12 protein-coding genes are annotated in these 18,024 nt (G+C 50.7%); all 12 read left to right on the forward strand.

Features of this window, described 5'->3' with window-relative positions:
• Positions 1 to 36: 36 nt before the first annotated feature.
• The 12 genes from AC0YNZ_RS14755 (at position 37) to AC0YNZ_RS14810 (ending at position 18,003) form a co-directional block, all read left to right on the forward strand.
• A complete protein-coding gene (locus AC0YNZ_RS14755; protein ID WP_475827307.1) occupies positions 37 to 2,994 on the forward strand; it encodes an extracellular solute-binding protein in 2,958 nt (985 codons plus the stop codon).
• Positions 2,984 to 3,880, forward strand: a complete 897-nt coding sequence (locus AC0YNZ_RS14760) for a carbohydrate ABC transporter permease (protein ID WP_110771218.1) — start codon at positions 2,984 to 2,986, stop codon at positions 3,878 to 3,880. The genes AC0YNZ_RS14755 and AC0YNZ_RS14760 overlap by 11 nt, the downstream gene beginning before the upstream one ends.
• 57 nt (positions 3,881 to 3,937) lie before the next feature.
• Positions 3,938 to 4,732 (forward strand): carbohydrate ABC transporter permease, encoded by a 795-nt coding sequence (locus AC0YNZ_RS14765; protein ID WP_475827308.1) that lies wholly within the window; start codon positions 3,938 to 3,940, stop codon positions 4,730 to 4,732.
• Between the two features lie 16 nt (positions 4,733 to 4,748).
• On the forward strand, positions 4,749 to 6,896 hold the full coding sequence (locus tag AC0YNZ_RS14770; protein WP_475827309.1) for a YIP1 family protein: 2,148 nt from the start codon (positions 4,749 to 4,751) through the stop codon (positions 6,894 to 6,896).
• Positions 6,893 to 9,163, forward strand: coding sequence for a DUF5696 domain-containing protein (locus tag AC0YNZ_RS14775; RefSeq protein WP_475827310.1), 2,271 nt, complete (start codon positions 6,893 to 6,895; stop codon positions 9,161 to 9,163). Before AC0YNZ_RS14770 ends, AC0YNZ_RS14775 begins: the two co-directional genes overlap by 4 nt.
• Complete coding sequence (locus AC0YNZ_RS14780) at positions 9,160 to 10,026, forward strand: carbohydrate ABC transporter permease (protein WP_475827311.1); 867 nt, start codon at positions 9,160 to 9,162, stop codon at positions 10,024 to 10,026. Before AC0YNZ_RS14775 ends, AC0YNZ_RS14780 begins: the two co-directional genes overlap by 4 nt.
• Before the next feature lie 22 nt (positions 10,027 to 10,048).
• Positions 10,049 to 11,023 (forward strand): carbohydrate ABC transporter permease, encoded by a 975-nt coding sequence (locus AC0YNZ_RS14785; protein ID WP_475827312.1) that lies wholly within the window; start codon positions 10,049 to 10,051, stop codon positions 11,021 to 11,023.
• A gap of 175 nt (positions 11,024 to 11,198) precedes the next feature.
• Positions 11,199 to 12,533, forward strand: coding sequence for an LLM class flavin-dependent oxidoreductase (locus AC0YNZ_RS14790; RefSeq protein ID WP_475827313.1), 1,335 nt, complete (start codon positions 11,199 to 11,201; stop codon positions 12,531 to 12,533).
• Positions 12,533 to 13,849: an LLM class flavin-dependent oxidoreductase gene (locus AC0YNZ_RS14795; protein ID WP_475827314.1), complete on the forward strand. Its 1,317-nt coding sequence runs from the start codon at positions 12,533 to 12,535 to the stop codon at positions 13,847 to 13,849. Before AC0YNZ_RS14790 ends, AC0YNZ_RS14795 begins: the two co-directional genes overlap by 1 nt.
• A gap of 40 nt (positions 13,850 to 13,889) precedes the next feature.
• Positions 13,890 to 15,251, forward strand: a complete 1,362-nt coding sequence (locus tag AC0YNZ_RS14800) for an ABC transporter substrate-binding protein (protein WP_475827315.1) — start codon at positions 13,890 to 13,892, stop codon at positions 15,249 to 15,251.
• A gap of 20 nt (positions 15,252 to 15,271) precedes the next feature.
• Positions 15,272 to 16,594, forward strand: a complete 1,323-nt coding sequence (locus AC0YNZ_RS14805; RefSeq protein ID WP_475827316.1) for an LLM class flavin-dependent oxidoreductase — start codon at positions 15,272 to 15,274, stop codon at positions 16,592 to 16,594.
• A 14-nt stretch (positions 16,595 to 16,608) separates the two neighbouring features.
• On the forward strand, positions 16,609 to 18,003 hold the full coding sequence (locus AC0YNZ_RS14810; RefSeq protein WP_475827317.1) for an ABC transporter substrate-binding protein: 1,395 nt from the start codon (positions 16,609 to 16,611) through the stop codon (positions 18,001 to 18,003).
• Positions 18,004 to 18,024: the final 21 nt, after the last annotated feature.

Genomic DNA, 18,024 nt, shown 5'->3' on the forward strand with positions numbered 1-18,024 from the left:
TCGGATTTCTGCGAAGGAGGGAGGCGGCTTCTCGTTATGAATAAGAAACGGAAATGGCTTGTGTATGGCGGAAGTATAATGATTGCGGCATTTCTGCTCTCGTCTGGAGCGGCAGTAAGCACGGTATCCGGCGAGAAAACCGAGACCGTCAATTATGATGGGCTCGTCACAACATTTGATTATGAGGTTGATCCTTATTTTAGCGAGGCACTGGAGAAGTGGCAGGCGCAGGGGCTGAAAAACGCAACCGCATCGATACAGGTGGAGGGGGCGAAGCCGTCAAGGGTGTCGAATGATCAGGAAATTAAAACCGGCGGGTATGAGGGAAAATCGAATGTGCTGCTTTGGAATACGAGCGATACGGGCTGGGTCGAATATAAAGTTGACGTTGCAGAGAGTGCGCTGTATGAAATCCATGTATCTTATAACCCGTTAAAGGATGCCGGGAGTAAGGGACCGGTTAGGTGGGAGGTGACTATAGACGGTCAGAGGCCGTTTAGGGAAGCCTCCTCCATATCGTTATACCGCACCTGGGAGGATGTTCATCCTATTCTGAAAAACTCGGATGGCGATGAGATCCGTCCCCGCTCGCTTGACGTTTCGGGCTGGAGCGAAAAGCCGTTAATCGATTCGGGAGGAGCATATGCGCAGCCTTTGCAATGGCAGTTCACACAAGGAACGCATACCATTCGTTTGCAGGGCTATGATCCGGTTGCGATTGAGAAAATTGAACTCCTGCCAAGCGACACGATTCCGTCGTATGAGGAGGTTGCAGCTCAAAATGCCAATGTGCCTGCCATTGACGGAGACGTGTTGACGCTTCAGGCGGAGGATTTTACTTCCAAGAACGATACGGCGATTAAGCTGTATTCGGATAAGAACTCCCGCACCTTACCCCGTTATAAAGGGAGAATTATTTACAACACAGTAGGCGGACAGCGCTGGCTGGAGCAGAATCAGGAAATTACATGGTCGTTTGAAGTGCCGGAGACCGGATTGTATAAAATAGGATTTCGCGCTTTGCAAAACACGATCGCGCAGAAAACGTCCTATCGGGCCGTTCGGATCGACGGCGAAGTGCCGTTTAAGGAGTTTCAGGCTTATGGTTTTCGTTATTCAACGGGCTGGAGAGGAACAGTTTTGCAGGATGCAAGCAAACAGCCGTATTTGCTAAAGCTTGATAAGGGGAAGCATACGTTGTCGCTCGCGGTTACGCAGTCTCCTGTTAAATCGATAATCGTCGATGTGGAGAAGCTGATCGCCCATCTGGATGCGATCGATTGGGATTTGCGCAACATTACGGGGGCCAGCACGAAAAAGGCGATAGACCGCAACCGTTCCTGGAATATGGATCAAGACTTTCCTGGTCTGACAGACCGGATGGCGTTGGCGGCAGACGTTATGGTTTCATTGTCTAAGCGGGTTGTAGCAGCTAACGGAAACAAGGATTCGATTAGTCAAGGACTCGATACTTCAGCGAAGGATTTGCGGGCATTGCTCCGCAAGCCGGAGGAAATTCCTTATCAGGTTGAAGAGATATCCTCGATGAGAGAGAAATTCGGAACGTTCATCGACACGCTGCTGAAGCAATCGCTGCAGCTGGATGAGATTTATATCATTCCGGAAAAGGCTGATGATCCTAAGATGGAAGCGGCTTTTTTTAGCCGTGTTTGGGGCGGGGCTGAAAATTTTATCTACTCGTTCGACGCAAGGGACAGCCTGAAAGAGCTGGATGATACGAAGCTGAATATTTGGGTACAGCGGGGAAGGGATTATGTCGATCAGCTGCAGCAGTTGGCCGATGAGTCGTTCACGCCGGAGACAGGCATAGAGGTGAAGGTTAATTTGCTGCCGAATCCGGAGCTGCTGCTTATGTCTAACGCAGCGGGCGTTCAGCCCGATATCGCGCTCGGCTTGACGCAGGATTTGCCGGTCGATTACGCCATTCGCGGCACGCTGCAGGATTTGAGCGAGTTTGAGGATTTTAATCAGCTTTATCCTAAATTTAGTCCCGGCTCATGGCTGCCGCTTCATTACGACGGCGGTTATTACGGCGTACCGGAAACGCAGTCGTTTCAGGTTCTTTACTATAGAAAGGATATTTTGCAGCGCTTAGGCCTTGAAATTCCCCAGACCTGGGAGGATGTATATGATTTGCTGCCTACGCTGCAACAAAATTTCATGAACTTCTATGTGAACCCGAAGGAATTTACTCACTTCTTCTATCAAAACGGAGTGGACTTTTATGAGCCGGGAGGCGTGAAGTCGGGGCTGGATACGCCGGAGGCGTACCGCGCGTTCAAGCAGTGGACGGATTTATTCAATACGTACGCTGTGGAGCGGGAGGTGCCCAGCTTCTATCAGCATTTCCGCAGCGGAACGATGCCTATCGGCATATCTGATTACAACATGTATGTGCAGCTGTCGGCGGCAGCGCCGGAGCTGAACGGCCGCTGGGGAATTGCGCTTATTCCCGGCACGAAGCAAGCGGACGGAACGATAAGCCGCTGGGCTGGAGGCGGACAGCGAACGGGCGTTATTTTCGATAAGTCGGGCAAAAAGAATGAGGCATGGCAGTTTCTGAAATGGTGGCTCTCTGCCGAGGTGCAGGAGCAATACGGCTCCGATCTGGAGGCTGTGAACGGCGTTGCTTTCCGCTGGAATACGTCTAACGTGGAGGCTTTCGCCAATCTTCCGTGGAAAAAGGAGGATGCGGAAATCATTTTGAACCAGTGGAAATGGTACAAGGATATTCCAAACGTGCCGGGGGGGTATTTCCTTGAGCGCGAAACGAATAATGCATGGATCAGATCGGTTGTAAAAACGGCGAATTATATGTCCTCGTTAGAGCAAGCCGTTAGGGACATCAATCGGGAGCTGCTGAGGAAGCAGCAGGAATTCGGCTTTGTCGATGAACGGGGCAATCAGGTTAAAAAATTGGACATTCCAATTGTCGATCAGCCTTGGGAAGGGATTGATCGTTATGTGGAGTAAGCTGTGGTCATTTCGGATTTCGTACTTATTTATTGCGCCTTTCGTCATTTGCTTTGCTTTGTTTATTGTCATTCCTATATTGGCTGCGGTCGGCTTAAGCTTCACCTATTACAACGGGATCGAGCCTCCGCGATTTATCGGCTGGAGTAACTTTCAGTATTTGATTGCACAGGATTTGCTGTTTTTGAAATACGCGCTGCCGAACACCTTTAAGTTTGCCGTTATTGTCGGCCCCGGCGGCTATGCGGCTGCCTTCCTGCTCGCATGGCTCATTTCGCGGCTGCGCGGCAGCTACCGCAAATGGGTTGCGCTCGCCATGTATACGCCATCCCTTACCGTAGGGATAGCCATGACCATTATATGGCTCCCCCTGCTTTCGGGCGATAGAATCGGTTATTTGAACAGCTTCCTCTTAAAACTCGGACTAATCGACGTTCCGAAGCTATGGGTAACGAGTCCTGATTATCTCATGAACTCGATGATCGTCGTAACGTTGTGGTCGAGCATGGGCGTGGGCTTTCTGGCGATGCTCGCAGGCATTCTCAATGTGGATGCGACTTTGTACGAAGCGGGGAGAATCGACGGGATCAAAAATAATTTACAGGAGCTATGGTATATTACGATTCCGTCCATGAAGCCGCAAATGCTGTTCGGCGCCGTAATGGCGATCGTTACGACCTTTAAGACGGGGTCCATCGGCGTTGAGCTGTCCGGCCAAAACCCGACGCCGGAATATGCCGGCCATTTGATCGTTAACCATATTAACGACTATGGCCTTATCCGCTTTGAAATGGGCTATGCGGCGGCGGTTTCCGTGTTTCTTCTTATATTAATGTATTTTGCGAACAAGCTGAGCTGGGGATTGTTCGGTTCGAAGGAGGAATAACATCTGAAACAGTCGGGCCTTGCTGCAAAAATTAGCTTTAACGTCATCATGCTTGTGATGTCTATCGTTATGATCCTGCCTATCATTTATATTTTTAATCATGCATTCAAGCCTTATCATGAACTATTTATATATCCGCCGAAGTTTTTCGTGCAGGAGCCGAACCTTCAGAACTTTGTTGAGTTATTTTGGGTAACCTCAAATTCGGTCGTTCCGGTATCGCGTTATTTGTTCAACAGCTTGTTTATCTCGGCTGCGAGCGTTATTGGCATAACGGCGGTGAGCGCGCTCTGCGCCTATCCGCTCTCCAAGCATCCTTTTCCAGGGCGTAAATTCATCTTTGCCACCATTATTCTCATGCTGATGTTTACGCCGGAGGTCATTCAGATTCCAAGGTATCTGGTCGTCAGCCATTTAGGGATTATGAATACGTATTGGGGCCATCTGCTGCCCGTGCTTGCGCTGCCTGTAGCCGTCTTCCTGCTTAAGCAGTTCGTGGATCAGATTCCGGATTCGCTGCTGGAAGCGTCAAGAATTGACGGCGCGAATGAGTTCATCGTATTTGCCCGCATCGTCATACCGATGTGTATGCCGGCAATCGCGACGGTCGCCATTCTGGCGTTTCAAAACTCATGGGGCAACTTGGAGACGTCGATGCTGTTCATGCAGGACGATGAAATGAAAAACTTTCCGTTCTTCTTGTCTACGTTGACGAATAATCTTGCGAACAACGTTGCCCGTCAAGGCGCGGCTGCGGTAGCGGCGCTCATTATGCTCGTTCCGAATTTAATTTTTTTTATTATTCTTCAAAGCAAGGTCATTTCTACAATGGCGCATTCGGGTATTAAGTAAACAGGGGGGAAATCGTTTGAAGAACAGGAGGCTGCGGATTCGTCCGGTCATCATGGTCCTGATTACGGCGATTTACATAGCGTGGCCCGGCTTTCAGGCTTCAGCCTCGCAGTTACCGTACGAAACCTACTATAAGGATGGATTCGGACAACTGGTGAAGACGCAAGCGGCTTATATTCCCGCCGGTATCATCGGTACGAATGTGGTAATTGCGAAAGCAGGCCAATCCGCTGGTGCCCCGGAAAAGCTGCAGTTAAATCAGCCTAAGGATATATTTGTGGATGAGAAGGATCACATTTATATTGCGGACACAGGTAACAACCGCATCGTTCATTTGGATGAGCAGGGACATTATATTCGTGAAATCAAGGTGAGTGAAAGTCCGCTTAAGAAGCCGAGCGGGTTGTACGTCGACAAGTCAGGAGAAATTTACGTTGCGGATACGGGTAACAATCGGGTCGTTCGGCTTGATCCGGACGGCAGGCTGCTGAAAGCGTTTGGGCGTCCCGAATCCAGCTATTTGCCGGCGGCATTCAAATACGATCCGGTCAATCTTATCGTAGATAAGCGCGGCTTTATTTATGTAACGACGCTCGGCGCATATCAAGGCTTGGTGCAGCTTGACCCTGAAGGAAATTTCATAAGCTTCTTTGGTCCGAATAAGGTAGCTTTTTCTTTGTTCGATGCGTTCAAACGATTTTTCTATACGCGGGAGATGTATCAAAGAGAGCTGAAGAAGCTTCCGGGCGCCATTGCCAATTCGACGATAGATAATAACGGCTTTATTTACACCGTAACGAAGGAAATTCAGACGGACCAGGTCAAAAAGCTTAATATTGCCGGCTTGGATCAACTGAAAGGCAAGGGAGAGTTTGCAGCGCTGCAGCCGGTTCGGTCCTACGGCGAGTTTTTTCATTATTTTCAGCGCGGCATTAGCCCGCAGTTAAATGATATCACGGTCGATTCCGCCGGCAACATGACGGTTATCGATTCGGTATGGAATATTATTAGCCAATATGATCTTAACGGTAATCTGCTGTTCTTCTGGGGAGGAGATGTCATTACGGCTACCTCGAAAACAGGGGTCGTTAAAACGCCGGCAGCGATTGCCGGCAATTCGAAAGGCGAGCTGCTCGTGCTCGACAGCGTCAACAATTTGATACAAGTGCTCCGGTTATCGGAGTTTGGCAGCTTGGTCCATGAGGCAAATCAATTGACACAGGAGGGCAGATACGAGCAAAGCGAGCCTTTGTGGAGCGAGGTTCATCGTTTGAATGCCCAGTACACGCCGGCCTTGATCGGTCTGGCGAAGGCCGCCTATAAGAAAGAGGATTACGCGAGAGCGGAGAAGCTCTTTTATCAGGCGGGCGTCGTCGGCGGTTATTCCGAATCCTTTTGGCAAAACCGGCTGAAATGGTTCCAAAGCCACTTTGGCTTATTGATGAATATTGCGCTTGCGCTCGGCCTCGCCTATCTGTTATGGAATGCTTTTGCCAGAAAGCTTCGCTTAAAACGCAAGTGGAGCGCTAAGCCCCGCGAGAAGAATCTGCTCATCGAACAGCTGAAGCATGTGTTCTATTTAATCAAACATCCGGTTGACGGTTTCTATGCGATTCGGTATGAGAACAAGGCGGGCTTCGTTAGCAGTCTGATCCTGTTTGGATTAGCGGCAGCATCTTATGGATATATGCAGGCCGGCACCAGCTTCATATTCAATCCTGCTGTGCATGTCGGCATAGACTTATTGCCGATTGCGGTCCAATTCGTAGGGATATGGCTCGGCTGGGTCGTTTCCAACTATTTGATCAGCTCGCTGCTTAGAGGCGAGGGAAGGTTCCGGGACGTGTTTTACAGCAGCTCCTACGCCTTATTTCCGATTATTCTCATAGGAATACCAGTAACATTATTGTCGAATGTGTTGACCTTGAACGAGCTTGCCATCTTCCATTTCTTGAAGCTGTTTATTGTCTTATGGGTCGCTTTGCTGTTTATTTGGATGGTTCAGGGGATACATAACTACACCTTTATCGAAGCTGTTTTCATTATTGTCTTATCGCTGCTGGCGCTCACCATTATTGTCATTTTAATCTTCATCTTAATAAGTCTAAGCATAGAACTGGTTAACTTTATTAATTCCTTGTACCAGGAGGTGATCATCCGATGACGGTCCGCAAAATTAACTATACGCTTATCGCAAAGCTGGCGCTCATAACCGTTTTGCTGGCCTTGATAGGATGGCTGGCTCTAGTGGTAGGAGGGGCATGGGGCAAACCGTCTGCCGAAGCTGCCAATGTTACGGGCCTGTTCGATGCAAAGGGCGCAAGTCCGTACAAGGCCGGCTTGCCGGCGGAAGGAAGCTTTGAACAACTTGCAGAGTCAGACACGCTAAAGCTGCTCGCGGATAAAACGACGGCCCATTTCCAGGTGATTAACAAATCGACGGGCAAGGTATGGCGTTCTTATCCGGATCCGCAATATTGGAAGGACGAGACGGTGCCGAACACTTGGAAAAATAATTTGTCTTCGCCGGTCATGGTTGAATATGTCAATGCGAAAAACTATAAATCATCCTCGGTAACGGCGGGATTAATCGAAAACCAAGGCTATTTGGAAAATTTCCAAGTTACCGAAACCGGCTTTACCGTTACCTTTACGCTGCCGAAGGCGGAGTTCAAAATTCCGGTCGAGGTGAGTCTGCATAAGGATTACGTAGAGACGAGGATCGTTGATTCGGGCATTGTAGAGGGCGCTTTGAGCCTATTGAATGTAAAGCTGTATCCCTTGTTCGGAGCACAGCCGTCAGTCGGCCAGGAGGGTTATATTGTACTGCCTGACGGCTCCGGCTCGCTGATCAACTTCGCGCAGGATCGGATTATGCCGCAGCTGACCTATAACGAAAGCGTGTATGGGCAAGATTTATCCTACTACAACGAGAATACGGGCAGACAGCGAATCGCGATGCCGGTCTACGGAATAAAGTCCGGCGATCAGGCCTTCGTTGCGATCATCTCGCAGGGGGAAGCGTTCGCGAACGTTTACGCCGCGCCTTCAGGCGCGGTGGGCCGCTCGAACTGGGCGACGACCGAATGGCAGTACCGCAAGCGGTTTTTCCAAAGCGTAAGCAAAAGCACGGGGGAAGGCTTCTACACCTACAGCGGCGACAAGTTTATTGCAGATGCCCGCGCGACACGTTATTATCCGCTTCCTCCGGAGAAAAGCGATTATGCGGGGATGGCAGAGGTTTATCGGAACTATTTAATAGATGAACAGGGCGTGAAGCCGCTGGAAGCGCCGAAAAAGGACATTCCGCTGTACGTTGATATTGTAGGCGCGGACATCGAGAAGGGACTTTTTGCGGACTCGTATTTAAAAGCGACGACGACGGCAGAAGCGTCAGAACTCGTTCGCCATATTTATGACCTCGGCATCGAGCATCTGCAGGTTAATTTCTCGGGCTGGCAGCAGGACGGCTACAGCACGCATGGCGGCTATTTCCCTGTAGATAAGCGGTTAGGCGGGAACAGCGGAATGAAGAGCTTCATTTCCTTCGCCCATTCCTTGAATATTCCCGTCTACTTGACGGCGAACTATACGCTCAATACGAATGGCGATGACCGGTTTTGGTGGAGGCGCGACGGCCTGCGCAATTTAGCGGGCACGGTGCTGGAGGAACGGAGAAATGCCGATCAGGATGCCGGAACGTTTGTCAGCCCCAGGTTTTATGAGAAGGTTGTCGCGGCCGATTTGAACGATTATAAGAGCTTAGGCGCAGACGGCATTTATTACGAGGACGGAATCGGCCAGCAGGTGAATACCGATTTCAACAGCCGGTATCACGCAAGCCGGGCAGACGTTGCCTTGGTGCAGCGCACGATTCTGAGAAAATCCAAGGAAACGCTCGGCTCGGTCGCAGCGAATAACGTGAACTTCTATGCGCTTGATCAGGTTGATCACGTCCACCGGTTAACGGACGATTATTCGTATGATGTATTCATCAGCGAACAAATTCCTTTTGCCCAAATGGTTCTTCACGGCTTGCGTACGTATACGCTGGAATGGTCGAATTTGCGCAACGAATTCGGCGATGGATTTTTGCGGAGCATCGAGTATGGGGCATATCCGGCTTATGTGCTTAGCGGAGATAAGGCGGCTGATTTGAAAAAGTCGTATTCCTTATGGTATTACAGCTTGAATTATAAGGATTGGATCGATGATTTAAAGGATGAATACGAGAGAACGAACGAAGCTTTGGCAGCAGTGCAGGACCAGTATATAACGGCCCATCGTACGCTCGCTCCCGGCGTGAAGGAAACGGTGTACGGCAGCGATTACCTTATTATCGTCAATTATAATCAGACGGATTACAGCAAGGACGGCGTATTCGTTCCGGCAAAAGACTTCGTGGTCATTAAAGGAGGAACGAAGCTATGAAATGGAGCCGCAAGTTTGACAGCACGACGATCCGGAAGCTCGAGGGCTCGTTGTTTATTGCGCCGTGGGTGTTCGGCTTCCTCGTCTTCGTGGCGTTTCCGCTAGGCTACTCGCTGTACATGAGCTTTCATCAGGTCAAAATCACGGTAAACAGCGTCAATTATACGTTTATCGGACTAAACCATTATAGGGAGATACTGATCGCGAACGGGAGTCTGCTCTATGAAGAGCTGATTCCGTTTCTGAGGGAGTCGGCTATGATGATTCCGATCATCCTGGTCTTTTCTCTATTAGTCGCCATCTTGCTTAATCTGCGCTTTCCGGGCAGAACGCTGTTTCGGGTCATCTTCTTTCTACCCGTTATTTTCTCCTCCGGCCAAATTGTACAGGAGTTTATAGCTCAGGGCGAAGGCTCGCTCAGCATTATGGAAACGCTGCGGATCGACTATTATTTGCAGGAGTACGTACCGGGAGCGTGGGCAGCGCCGATTCAGAAGGTCATGAGCTCGTTCGTGCTCGTCCTCTGGTATTCGGGCGTTCAAATTTTGATCTTTCTTGCGGGCAGGCAGACGCTTCCGGCTTCGGTATATGAAGCTTCCCGCATCGATGGCTCGGGTCCGTGGAACACCTTTTGGAAAATAACGCTTCCGGGTCTTGTTCCTTACATTTTCTTGAATTTAATGTACACGGTTGTCGACTTGTTCACATTCCCTTCTAATCCGATCGTCAGCCGGGTGAATACGAGCAATTACGGCAGCTCCAGCGCGCTGGCATGGATTTATTTCTCTATTATTCTAACATTCGTGCTCTTGACCCTGTTTATTTACAGCCGGGTGGACAAATCGCTTTCAGGAAAACGATAAATAGGAAAGAGAGGCGAGCTTAATGAAAATTGTCAAAAGAGGCAGCGAGGCAGCGATAGCCCTTTATTCCGGCGAGAAGTTCCGCAAGAGCCTTACTTCGCTTAGATACCGGCTGCTTGGAGCGGAGATCGACAAGGGCCTGCTCTTTAAGCTGTTTGTATATGTCATCTTGATCAATGTCGCATTCATTTATATTAAGCCTATTCTATACATGGTGACGACGATGGTGAAGGATGCGAAAAATATTTTGGACCCGACTGTCATATGGGTGCCGAGAACGGTATTTCTCGGGCATCTCCAGCAAGCAAGCGAAATGCTGAATTATTCGAAGAGTTTTCTCATCAGCATCTCGCTCGCTTCCTCCGTTGCGGTGCTGCAGGTGTTTTCCTGCGCCGTTGCCGGATATGCGTTTGCGAGGCTTGATTTTCCGTTCAAGAAAGTATGGGGAGCCCTGCTTTTATTTACATTTATCATGCCGCCTCAAATTACGATTTTGCCGTCTATTATGCTTTTTAAGGAGTTCGGCTGGCTGAATACGTTTTTGCCGATGGTCGTGCCGGCTGCATTCGGTCACGGTCTGAAGGGGGCGATGTTCGTCATCATCTACCGCGCTTTTTATTCCACGCTTCCGAAGGAGCTGGACGAGGCGGCGCGCATGGATGGAGCGGGACCCTTCCGCATGTTTTTTCGCGTCATGTTTCCGATTTCAAGGTCGGCTACCGTTGTGGTGGTGTTATTCTCGTTCGTCTGGAACTGGAATGATTTTTATTTCCCGTCGCTGTTTATGTTTACGGCAGAAAACGTTCCCTTGTCGATCACACTGGCGAGGATGGCAGGCGAGATGAAGCTGGCCGAGGGAGCGGGCGAAATAACGGTATATGCCGAAGCGATCAAAATGGCGGCCTCCTTCCTCATCATTATGCCGCTGCTCGTCGTCTATCTGTTCGCGCAGCGATGGTTTATTGAAGGGGTTGAACGAACGGGCTTAGTGGAGTAAAACTTGAAAATAACCGTTGACAGAATCATTTCGAGATGATAAATTCATAGCACTTGCAACAAACCTTATAAAACATATTGTTTTACTTGGATATTATCGACCGGATAGCCGGAGATTGCCTTAGGGCAGCTCTGGCTATTTTTTTTACAAAGTCTCATAGGGGGGATATAAGCGCATGACCGTATCGGAACGAAAGCTTCACCTAAACGCGTTTCTGGCAGCGTCCGGCCACCATGAAGCCTCATGGCGTCATTCGGGCACCGAGCCGGAGCAAGGAGTGAATATTCAGCACTATTTGAAGCTAACCCGAATTGCCGAGAAGGGCTTGCTCGACTCTGTTTTTCTGGCCGACGGCTATTGGGCGAATGCGGGAACGCTTGAGCCGTTTACGCTGTTGTCCGCATTAGCGGCAGCAACCAAGCATATCGGGCTTATTGCCACAGTTGAAACGACCTATAACGAACCGTTCCATGTCGCGCGAAAGTTTGCTTCTTTGGATCATATCAGCAAAGGCCGGGCGGGTTGGAATATTGTGACCGGAGCCGGACCGGCTGCGGAGCAGTTCAGCAGGGTGCAGCATCCGGAGCATCACGAGCGCTATGAATCGGCTGAGGAATTTGTAGAGATCGTTAAGCGGCTGTGGGATAGCTGGGAGGATGACGCGGTACGCAATGACAAGATAAACGGCGTCCTAATTGATGAAGCCAAGGTTCATACGATCGACTTTGCAGGGAAGCATTACGCTGTAAAGGGGCCGCTCAATATTGCGCGGCCGCCGCAGGGCTATCCGGTGCTTGTTCAGGCAGGCTCCTCGGAGACAGGCAAGGATTTCGCCGCAAAGCTGGCGGAGGTGATCTTCACCGCACAGCTCACGATTGGAGAGGCGCAGGCTTTTTATAAAGACGTCAAATCCCGTCTGGCAAAATTCGGCCGCACACCCGATCAGCTGAAAATATTGCCGGGATTAAGTCCGATTTTGGCAAATACGGAGGCAGAGGCTAGAGATATCGAGAATGAATTGTTCGACCTCATCGATCACGAGGGAGCGGTTAAGCGTCTTTCCGACCGCCTCGGAATCGACTTATCTAATCATTCTCTTGATGACTTTGTAAGCCTGGACGGCGCGCAGTCTACGGATCAGGTCAATGGCATGAAGAGCAGGCATCAGCTCATCCTGGATTTGATCGAACGGGAGCGGCCGACGCTAAGGCAATTAGTTAACCGCCTGGCGGGAGCGAGAGGTCATTTCACCTTCACGGGCACGCCGCTGCAGCTGGCCGATGTGATCGAGACCTGGTTTCGCAGCGGCGCTGCCGACGGCTTCAACGTGATGCCCCAAATTTATCCGAGCGGCCTGGAGCGTTTCGTAGACCAGGTCATTCCGGAGCTGCAAAATCGCGGCTTGTTCCGCACTTCCTATGAAGAGCAAACGCTGCGGGGCAATCTGGCGCTTGCGCGTCCGGCGAACGCCGGCCGCTTCCATAAAGCTGACAAAGAGGTGTATTTATAATGAGTGAAACAAATCGCAAGGTTCATTTGAATGTATTTTTAAGAGCAACGGGACATCATGCCGGCGCTTGGCGTCATAACGACTCCCATCCGGAGCTGGAGCTCGACATTGATTACTTAGGCCATCTGGCGAGAATTGCCGAGCGCGGCAAACTCGATTCCGTATTTCTCGCGGACGGCTATGCAGGTGGCGGAAGCAAGCTGGAGCCGTTTACGCTGCTATCGGCATTAGCCTCCGTAACCGAGCATATCGGCTTGATCGCAACGGTGGGAACGGTGTATAACGATCCTTTCCATGTAGCAAGACAATTTGCTTCATTGGATCATATTAGCGGCGGCAGGGCAGGCTGGAACATCGTTACAGGCGCCGGCTCAGCCGCTCATAATTTCAGCAGAGACGAACATCCCGAGCATGCCGAACGCTATGAGACGGGCGAGGAATTCGTCGAAGTCGTGAAGCAGCTGTGGGACAGCTGGGAGGACGACGCTCTCATCTTCGATAAAAAGGGCGGCAAATTAGTAGATCCGAACAAGGTGCATGAGATCAACTTCAAAGGCCATACCTATTCGGTGAAGGGGCCGCTTAACATTCCCCGTCCGCCTCAGGGCTATCCGGTGCTCGTGCAGGCCGGCTCCTCCGAGCAAGGCAAGGAACTCGCCGCCAAAACGGCGGAAGTTATTTTCACCGCGCAGCAGACCTTCGATGCGGGCCGCGAGTTTTACAGCGATGTGAAATCGCGTTTGGCCAAATACGGAAGAACCGCTGACCAGCTCGTTATATTGCCGGGTCTGGCTCCGATCGTAGCCGATACGGAAGCGGAGGCGCGCGACATTGAGGAGGAGCTGCATGCGTTCGTAGATACGAAGCGGGCGCTTGAGAGCTTATCCGAGAGATTCACCGTTAATCTGAACGACTATCCGCTTGATGCTCCAGTGCCGCTCGATAAGGCAAAGCCTGCAGAGGAGTTTAACGGGATCCGCAGCAGGCAGGAGGTTATTCTCGACGCGGCGCGCAGAGAAAATTTCACGATTCGCCAGCTGCTTTACCGCAGCAATGGCGGACATGGTCATATTACGTTTACGGGCTCTGTCCTACAGACGGCTGATCTGATCGAGAAATGGTTCAAAAACCATGCGGCCGACGGCTTTAACGTTCTGCCGCAGCTGTTCCCGACGGGTCTTGAGACCTTTGTCGATAAGGTCATTCCCGAATTGCAAAACCGCGGGCTATTCCGCACCGAGTACGAGGGCACGACTTTGCGCGAGAGCCTTGGCCTGGGACGGCCGGCCAATACGCGTCATTTTCAGCAAATTTAAATTTATCCGTTATTAATTTACAGAAATGAGAGGGTATACGATGAAGAGACTAGGGTCTGTTATTACAATATTAATGATATTAGCTTTGGTTGCTGCTGGTTGCGGAGGCGGCAATGCCCCAGCGAACAAGAACGCAGCGGCGGATGCCGGGAGCGGGGCAGCGGAGAAAGCCGACTTCAAAAAGCTCGGCGATGAGCCGCTTACGCTGACGCTGTATAATACGGGAGCGACATTTACGGACGTCGAGTTTGAGGCGATGATTGCGGGCCCGATCCATGCGAAGTATCCGAATGTGACGATCGAACGGATTACGCCTGCCGCTACAACGACGGTAGAAGAAGTGTTGTCCACGCATGTCCCGGATATTTTATTCGGCAGCGTGTCGCAGAAAGTGCTGCGCACAGGGGCTTACGAGGATTTGCGCGAGCTGATCAAGAGACATCATTTTGACGAAAGCCGCCTCAAACCTATTGCTTACAACTACATTAAGGAGATTACGAAGGGCAAAGGGGACGCCGTACTCGCGCTTCCGTTTAACGTAAACCAGCATGTGCTTTATTACAATAAGGATATTTTTGATAAATTCGGTGTGCCTTACCCGACAGAAAAGCAGCTTACATGGGATGAAGCGGTTGAGCTTGGAGCGAAGCTGACAAGAACCGAAAATGGCGTTAACTATATCGGTCTTGTTGTAGATAACCTGACCGGATTAGGCAAATCGCTCGGCTTGCCGTATCTGGACCGCGAGACGGGCCAGGCGGCGCTGGATACGCCGGAATGGCGGCGGGTGTTCGAACTCCAGAAGAAAATTTTGGAGACGCCGGGCTACGTTACGCCGGACGGCACGTGGAACTGGACGCGCGACCACTTCATGAAGGATCAGAACATCGCGATGCGCGCCGCTTGGCTGGCAAACATGGTTGGTCCTTTGGAGGAGCTGCGCCAGCAGGGAGTGGAGTTCAACTGGGACATTACCCAGGTTCCTAACTTTAGCGATCAGTTGGGTAAAACGAGAGAAGCGCAAATCCATGCCATTGCCATTAACAGCCAAAGCAAGCACAAGGATGAAGCGTTCCAGGTTCTTGCGGAAATCTTATCGGACGAAGGCCAACGCATTATTGCGAAAAACGGCCGTATCCCGGCTGTCATTAATCCGGATCTTCAAAAGGACTATGGTGCGGATATACCGGTGCTTCAAGGGAAATCGGTACAAAACGTATTCCTCGGTGAGCCTATACAAGAACACTACATTCACCCTTATGAATCGGAAATCAGCGTGAGGCTGAGAGAAGCGACAGAGGATCTGGCGATTAACGGGCTTGATGTGAACTCGGCTATCCGCAAAGCGACGGATGCGATCAACAAGGATGTAGAGACGCTAAAAACAACGATTGGCCAATAAGTTTGGAGAGGGGATAAAAGATGAGTCATTCGCAGCGTAAGTTGAATCTCAATGCCTTTTTGTTCGGAACCGGCCACCATGAGGCGTCATGGCGGCTTCCGGAGGCCGAGCCGGACCGCAATCTCGACTTTAAGCATGTGCTGCAAATCGTGCAGACGGCGGAGCGGGGATTAATGGATTCCGTGTTTTTGGCAGACGGATATTCCGGCCGCTCCAATAAGCTGGAGCCCTTCACGGAGCTGGCTGCGCTTGCGAGCAGGACGAAGCATATCGGCCTGATCGCTACTGTCGGCACGACCTATAATGAGCCGTTTCACGTTGCGCGCAAATTTGCATCCCTGGATCACATTAGCAAAGGGAGAGCGGGCTGGAACATCGTGACGGGCGCCGGATCGGCAGCGCATAATTTCGGCAGAGATGAGCATCCGGATCATGCGCTCCGCTATGAAGAAGCGGATGAGTTTGTGGAGGTTGCCAAGCAGCTGTGGGACAGCTGGGAGGATGAGGCGGTCATTAACGATAAGGCGGCGGGTACCCGTATCGTGAAGGATAAAGTCCATACGATCGATTACAAGGGAAAATATTATTCGGTGAAGGGCCCGCTTAACATTGCCCGTCCGCCGCAGGGCTATCCGGTGCTCGTGCAAGCGGGCTCCTCGGAGAGCGGCAAGGAATTTGCGGCTAAGGTAGCGGAAGTTATTTTCACCGCTCATCAGAGCATTGAAAGCGCGCAGGCCTTCTACCAGGATGTCAAATCAAGGCTGCCGAAATACGGCAGAACAGCTGACCAGCTGAAGATTTTGCCGGGCATTAGTCCGATTCTTGCCGACACGGTGGAAGAGGCGCGGGAAATCGAGAACGAATTGTTCGAGTATGTGAATAAAGACGGCGCGGTTAAACGATTGTCGGAGCGGTTGGGGCTTGATTTGTCGGATTATCCGCTCGATAAGCCGCTTTCACTGGATGGCGTAAGGGAAACGGAGGATGTGAACGGCAATAAGAGCCGGCATCAGCTCATATTGGATCTCGTTCGCCATGAGCACTTGACGTTGAAGCAACTTATAAACCGGTTGGCGGGAGCTAGGGGGCATTTTACGTTTACCGGTACGCCCCTTCAGCTTGCAGACGTAATCGAAACGTGGTTTCTTAACGGAGCCGCCGACGGATTTAACGTCATGCCGCAAATTTATCCGAGCGGACTGGAGCAATTCGTAGATAAGGTCATTCCGGAGCTGCAAAACCGCGGCTTGTTCCGGACGGAATATGAGGGAGCATCCCTGCGCGAGCGTCTTGGCTTGAAAAGACCTGCCAATGTCCGCTTCGAGACTAAAGCTATTTTATAGGAGAGAAATTACACATGAAGAAGCTTACTATGGGCATTACTATTCTACTTCTATTCGCTATTTTGACTGCTTGCGCAAGTACAGGTAATGCGCCGGGAAGCAATAATGATAATAAAGCGAACAACAAGCAAGAAACGTCAACTGCTGCGCCGTCTGAAACGGAAAATGGGGATTTCAAAAAGCTCGGCGACGAGCCTCTGACTTTAACGTTCTTTAATACGAGCGGTACTTTTCCTGACGTAGAGTTTAATACGCTGATTGCGGACCCAATTAAGAAGAAGTATCCGAATGTGACGATTGAACGGATAACGCCGGCAGCGACGACGACGAATGAAGAGGTGCTGTCCACGCATGTTCCGGACATTATTTATTCTTCCTCTTCCTCCCATCAGCGTATTATTCGTACGGGCGCCTATGAGGATTTGAGAGAGCTGATCAAGCGGCATCATTTTGATGTAAGCCGGATCAAACCGATTTTGTATGACTACATCAAGGAAATTACGAAGGATAAGGGCGGCGAGATTTATGCGATCCCGTTCAATGCCAATCAGCATGTTCTCTATTATAATAAGGATATTTTCGATAAGTTCGGCGTTCCATATCCGACCGATAAGCAGCTTACCTGGGATGAGGTGCTGGAAATTGCCGCGAAGCTGACCCGTACCGAGAATGGCGTGAATTACATCGGATTATCGGTCGACAACCTGACAGGCTTAGCGAAGGGTCTAGGTTTACCTTACGTAGACCGCGAGACAGGCAAAGCGGCGCTCGATACGCCTGACTGGCTGCGCGTGTTCGAGCTTAACAAACGAATTTTTGAAATCCCAGGATATGTGACTCCGGACAATACGTGGAACTGGGGACGCGATCAGTTCATGAAGGATCAGGTCGTTGCCATGCGTGTTACCTGGCTGGCCAACATGGTCGGTCCTCTTGAGGAACTGCGCCAGCAGGGCGTCGATTTTAACTGGGATATCGCGCCGGCTCCTAATTTCAGCGATCAGCTGGGCAAAACAAGAGAGGCGCAAATCCATTCGCTATCTGTAAATAGCCAGAGCAAGCATAAGGACGAGGCTTTCCAAGTCATTGCTGAAATTTTGTCCGATGAGGGTCAAGCGATTCTGGCTAGAAACGGTCGCGTTCCGGCTATTATAAATCCGGAGCTGGAGAAGCAATATGGACTCGACATTCCTGTGCTGCAGGGCAAATCCGTGCAAAACGTATTTGTCGGCGAGCCGCTGCAGGAGCACTACATCCATCCGTATGAGCTCGAAATCTCGGCAAGGCTTACCGAGGCCGCTGAGGATTTAGCCATTAACGGGCTTGACGTAAACTCCGCGATCCGGAAGGCGACCGAAGCGATTAATAAAGATGTCGAAACGTTAAGAACGACGTTAGGCGACAAGTAGCCCGCAAAACAAAGCAAAGGG

Source organism: Paenibacillus sp. J2L1-98, assembly GCF_056269405.1.

Bases quoted from the DNA above. Each gene is read 5' to 3' on its own strand.
- AC0YNZ_RS14795 (WP_475827314.1), top strand. From the start codon at position 12,533: ATGAGTGAAACAAATCGCAAGGTTCATTTGAATGTATTTTTAAGAGCA.
- AC0YNZ_RS14780 (WP_475827311.1), top strand. From the start codon at position 9,160: ATGAAATGGAGCCGCAAGTTTGACAGCACGACGATCCGGAAGCTCGAG.
- AC0YNZ_RS14755 (WP_475827307.1), top strand. From the start codon at position 37: ATGAATAAGAAACGGAAATGGCTTGTGTATGGCGGAAGTATAATGATT.
- AC0YNZ_RS14800 (WP_475827315.1), top strand. From the start codon at position 13,890: ATGAAGAGACTAGGGTCTGTTATTACAATATTAATGATATTAGCTTTG.
- AC0YNZ_RS14805 (WP_475827316.1), top strand. From the start codon at position 15,272: ATGAGTCATTCGCAGCGTAAGTTGAATCTCAATGCCTTTTTGTTCGGA.
- AC0YNZ_RS14785 (WP_475827312.1), top strand. From the start codon at position 10,049: ATGAAAATTGTCAAAAGAGGCAGCGAGGCAGCGATAGCCCTTTATTCC.
- AC0YNZ_RS14810 (WP_475827317.1), top strand. From the start codon at position 16,609: ATGAAGAAGCTTACTATGGGCATTACTATTCTACTTCTATTCGCTATT.
- AC0YNZ_RS14760 (WP_110771218.1), top strand. From the start codon at position 2,984: ATGTGGAGTAAGCTGTGGTCATTTCGGATTTCGTACTTATTTATTGCG.
- AC0YNZ_RS14765 (WP_475827308.1), top strand. From the start codon at position 3,938: ATGTCTATCGTTATGATCCTGCCTATCATTTATATTTTTAATCATGCA.
- AC0YNZ_RS14775 (WP_475827310.1), top strand. From the start codon at position 6,893: ATGACGGTCCGCAAAATTAACTATACGCTTATCGCAAAGCTGGCGCTC.
- AC0YNZ_RS14790 (WP_475827313.1), top strand. From the start codon at position 11,199: ATGACCGTATCGGAACGAAAGCTTCACCTAAACGCGTTTCTGGCAGCG.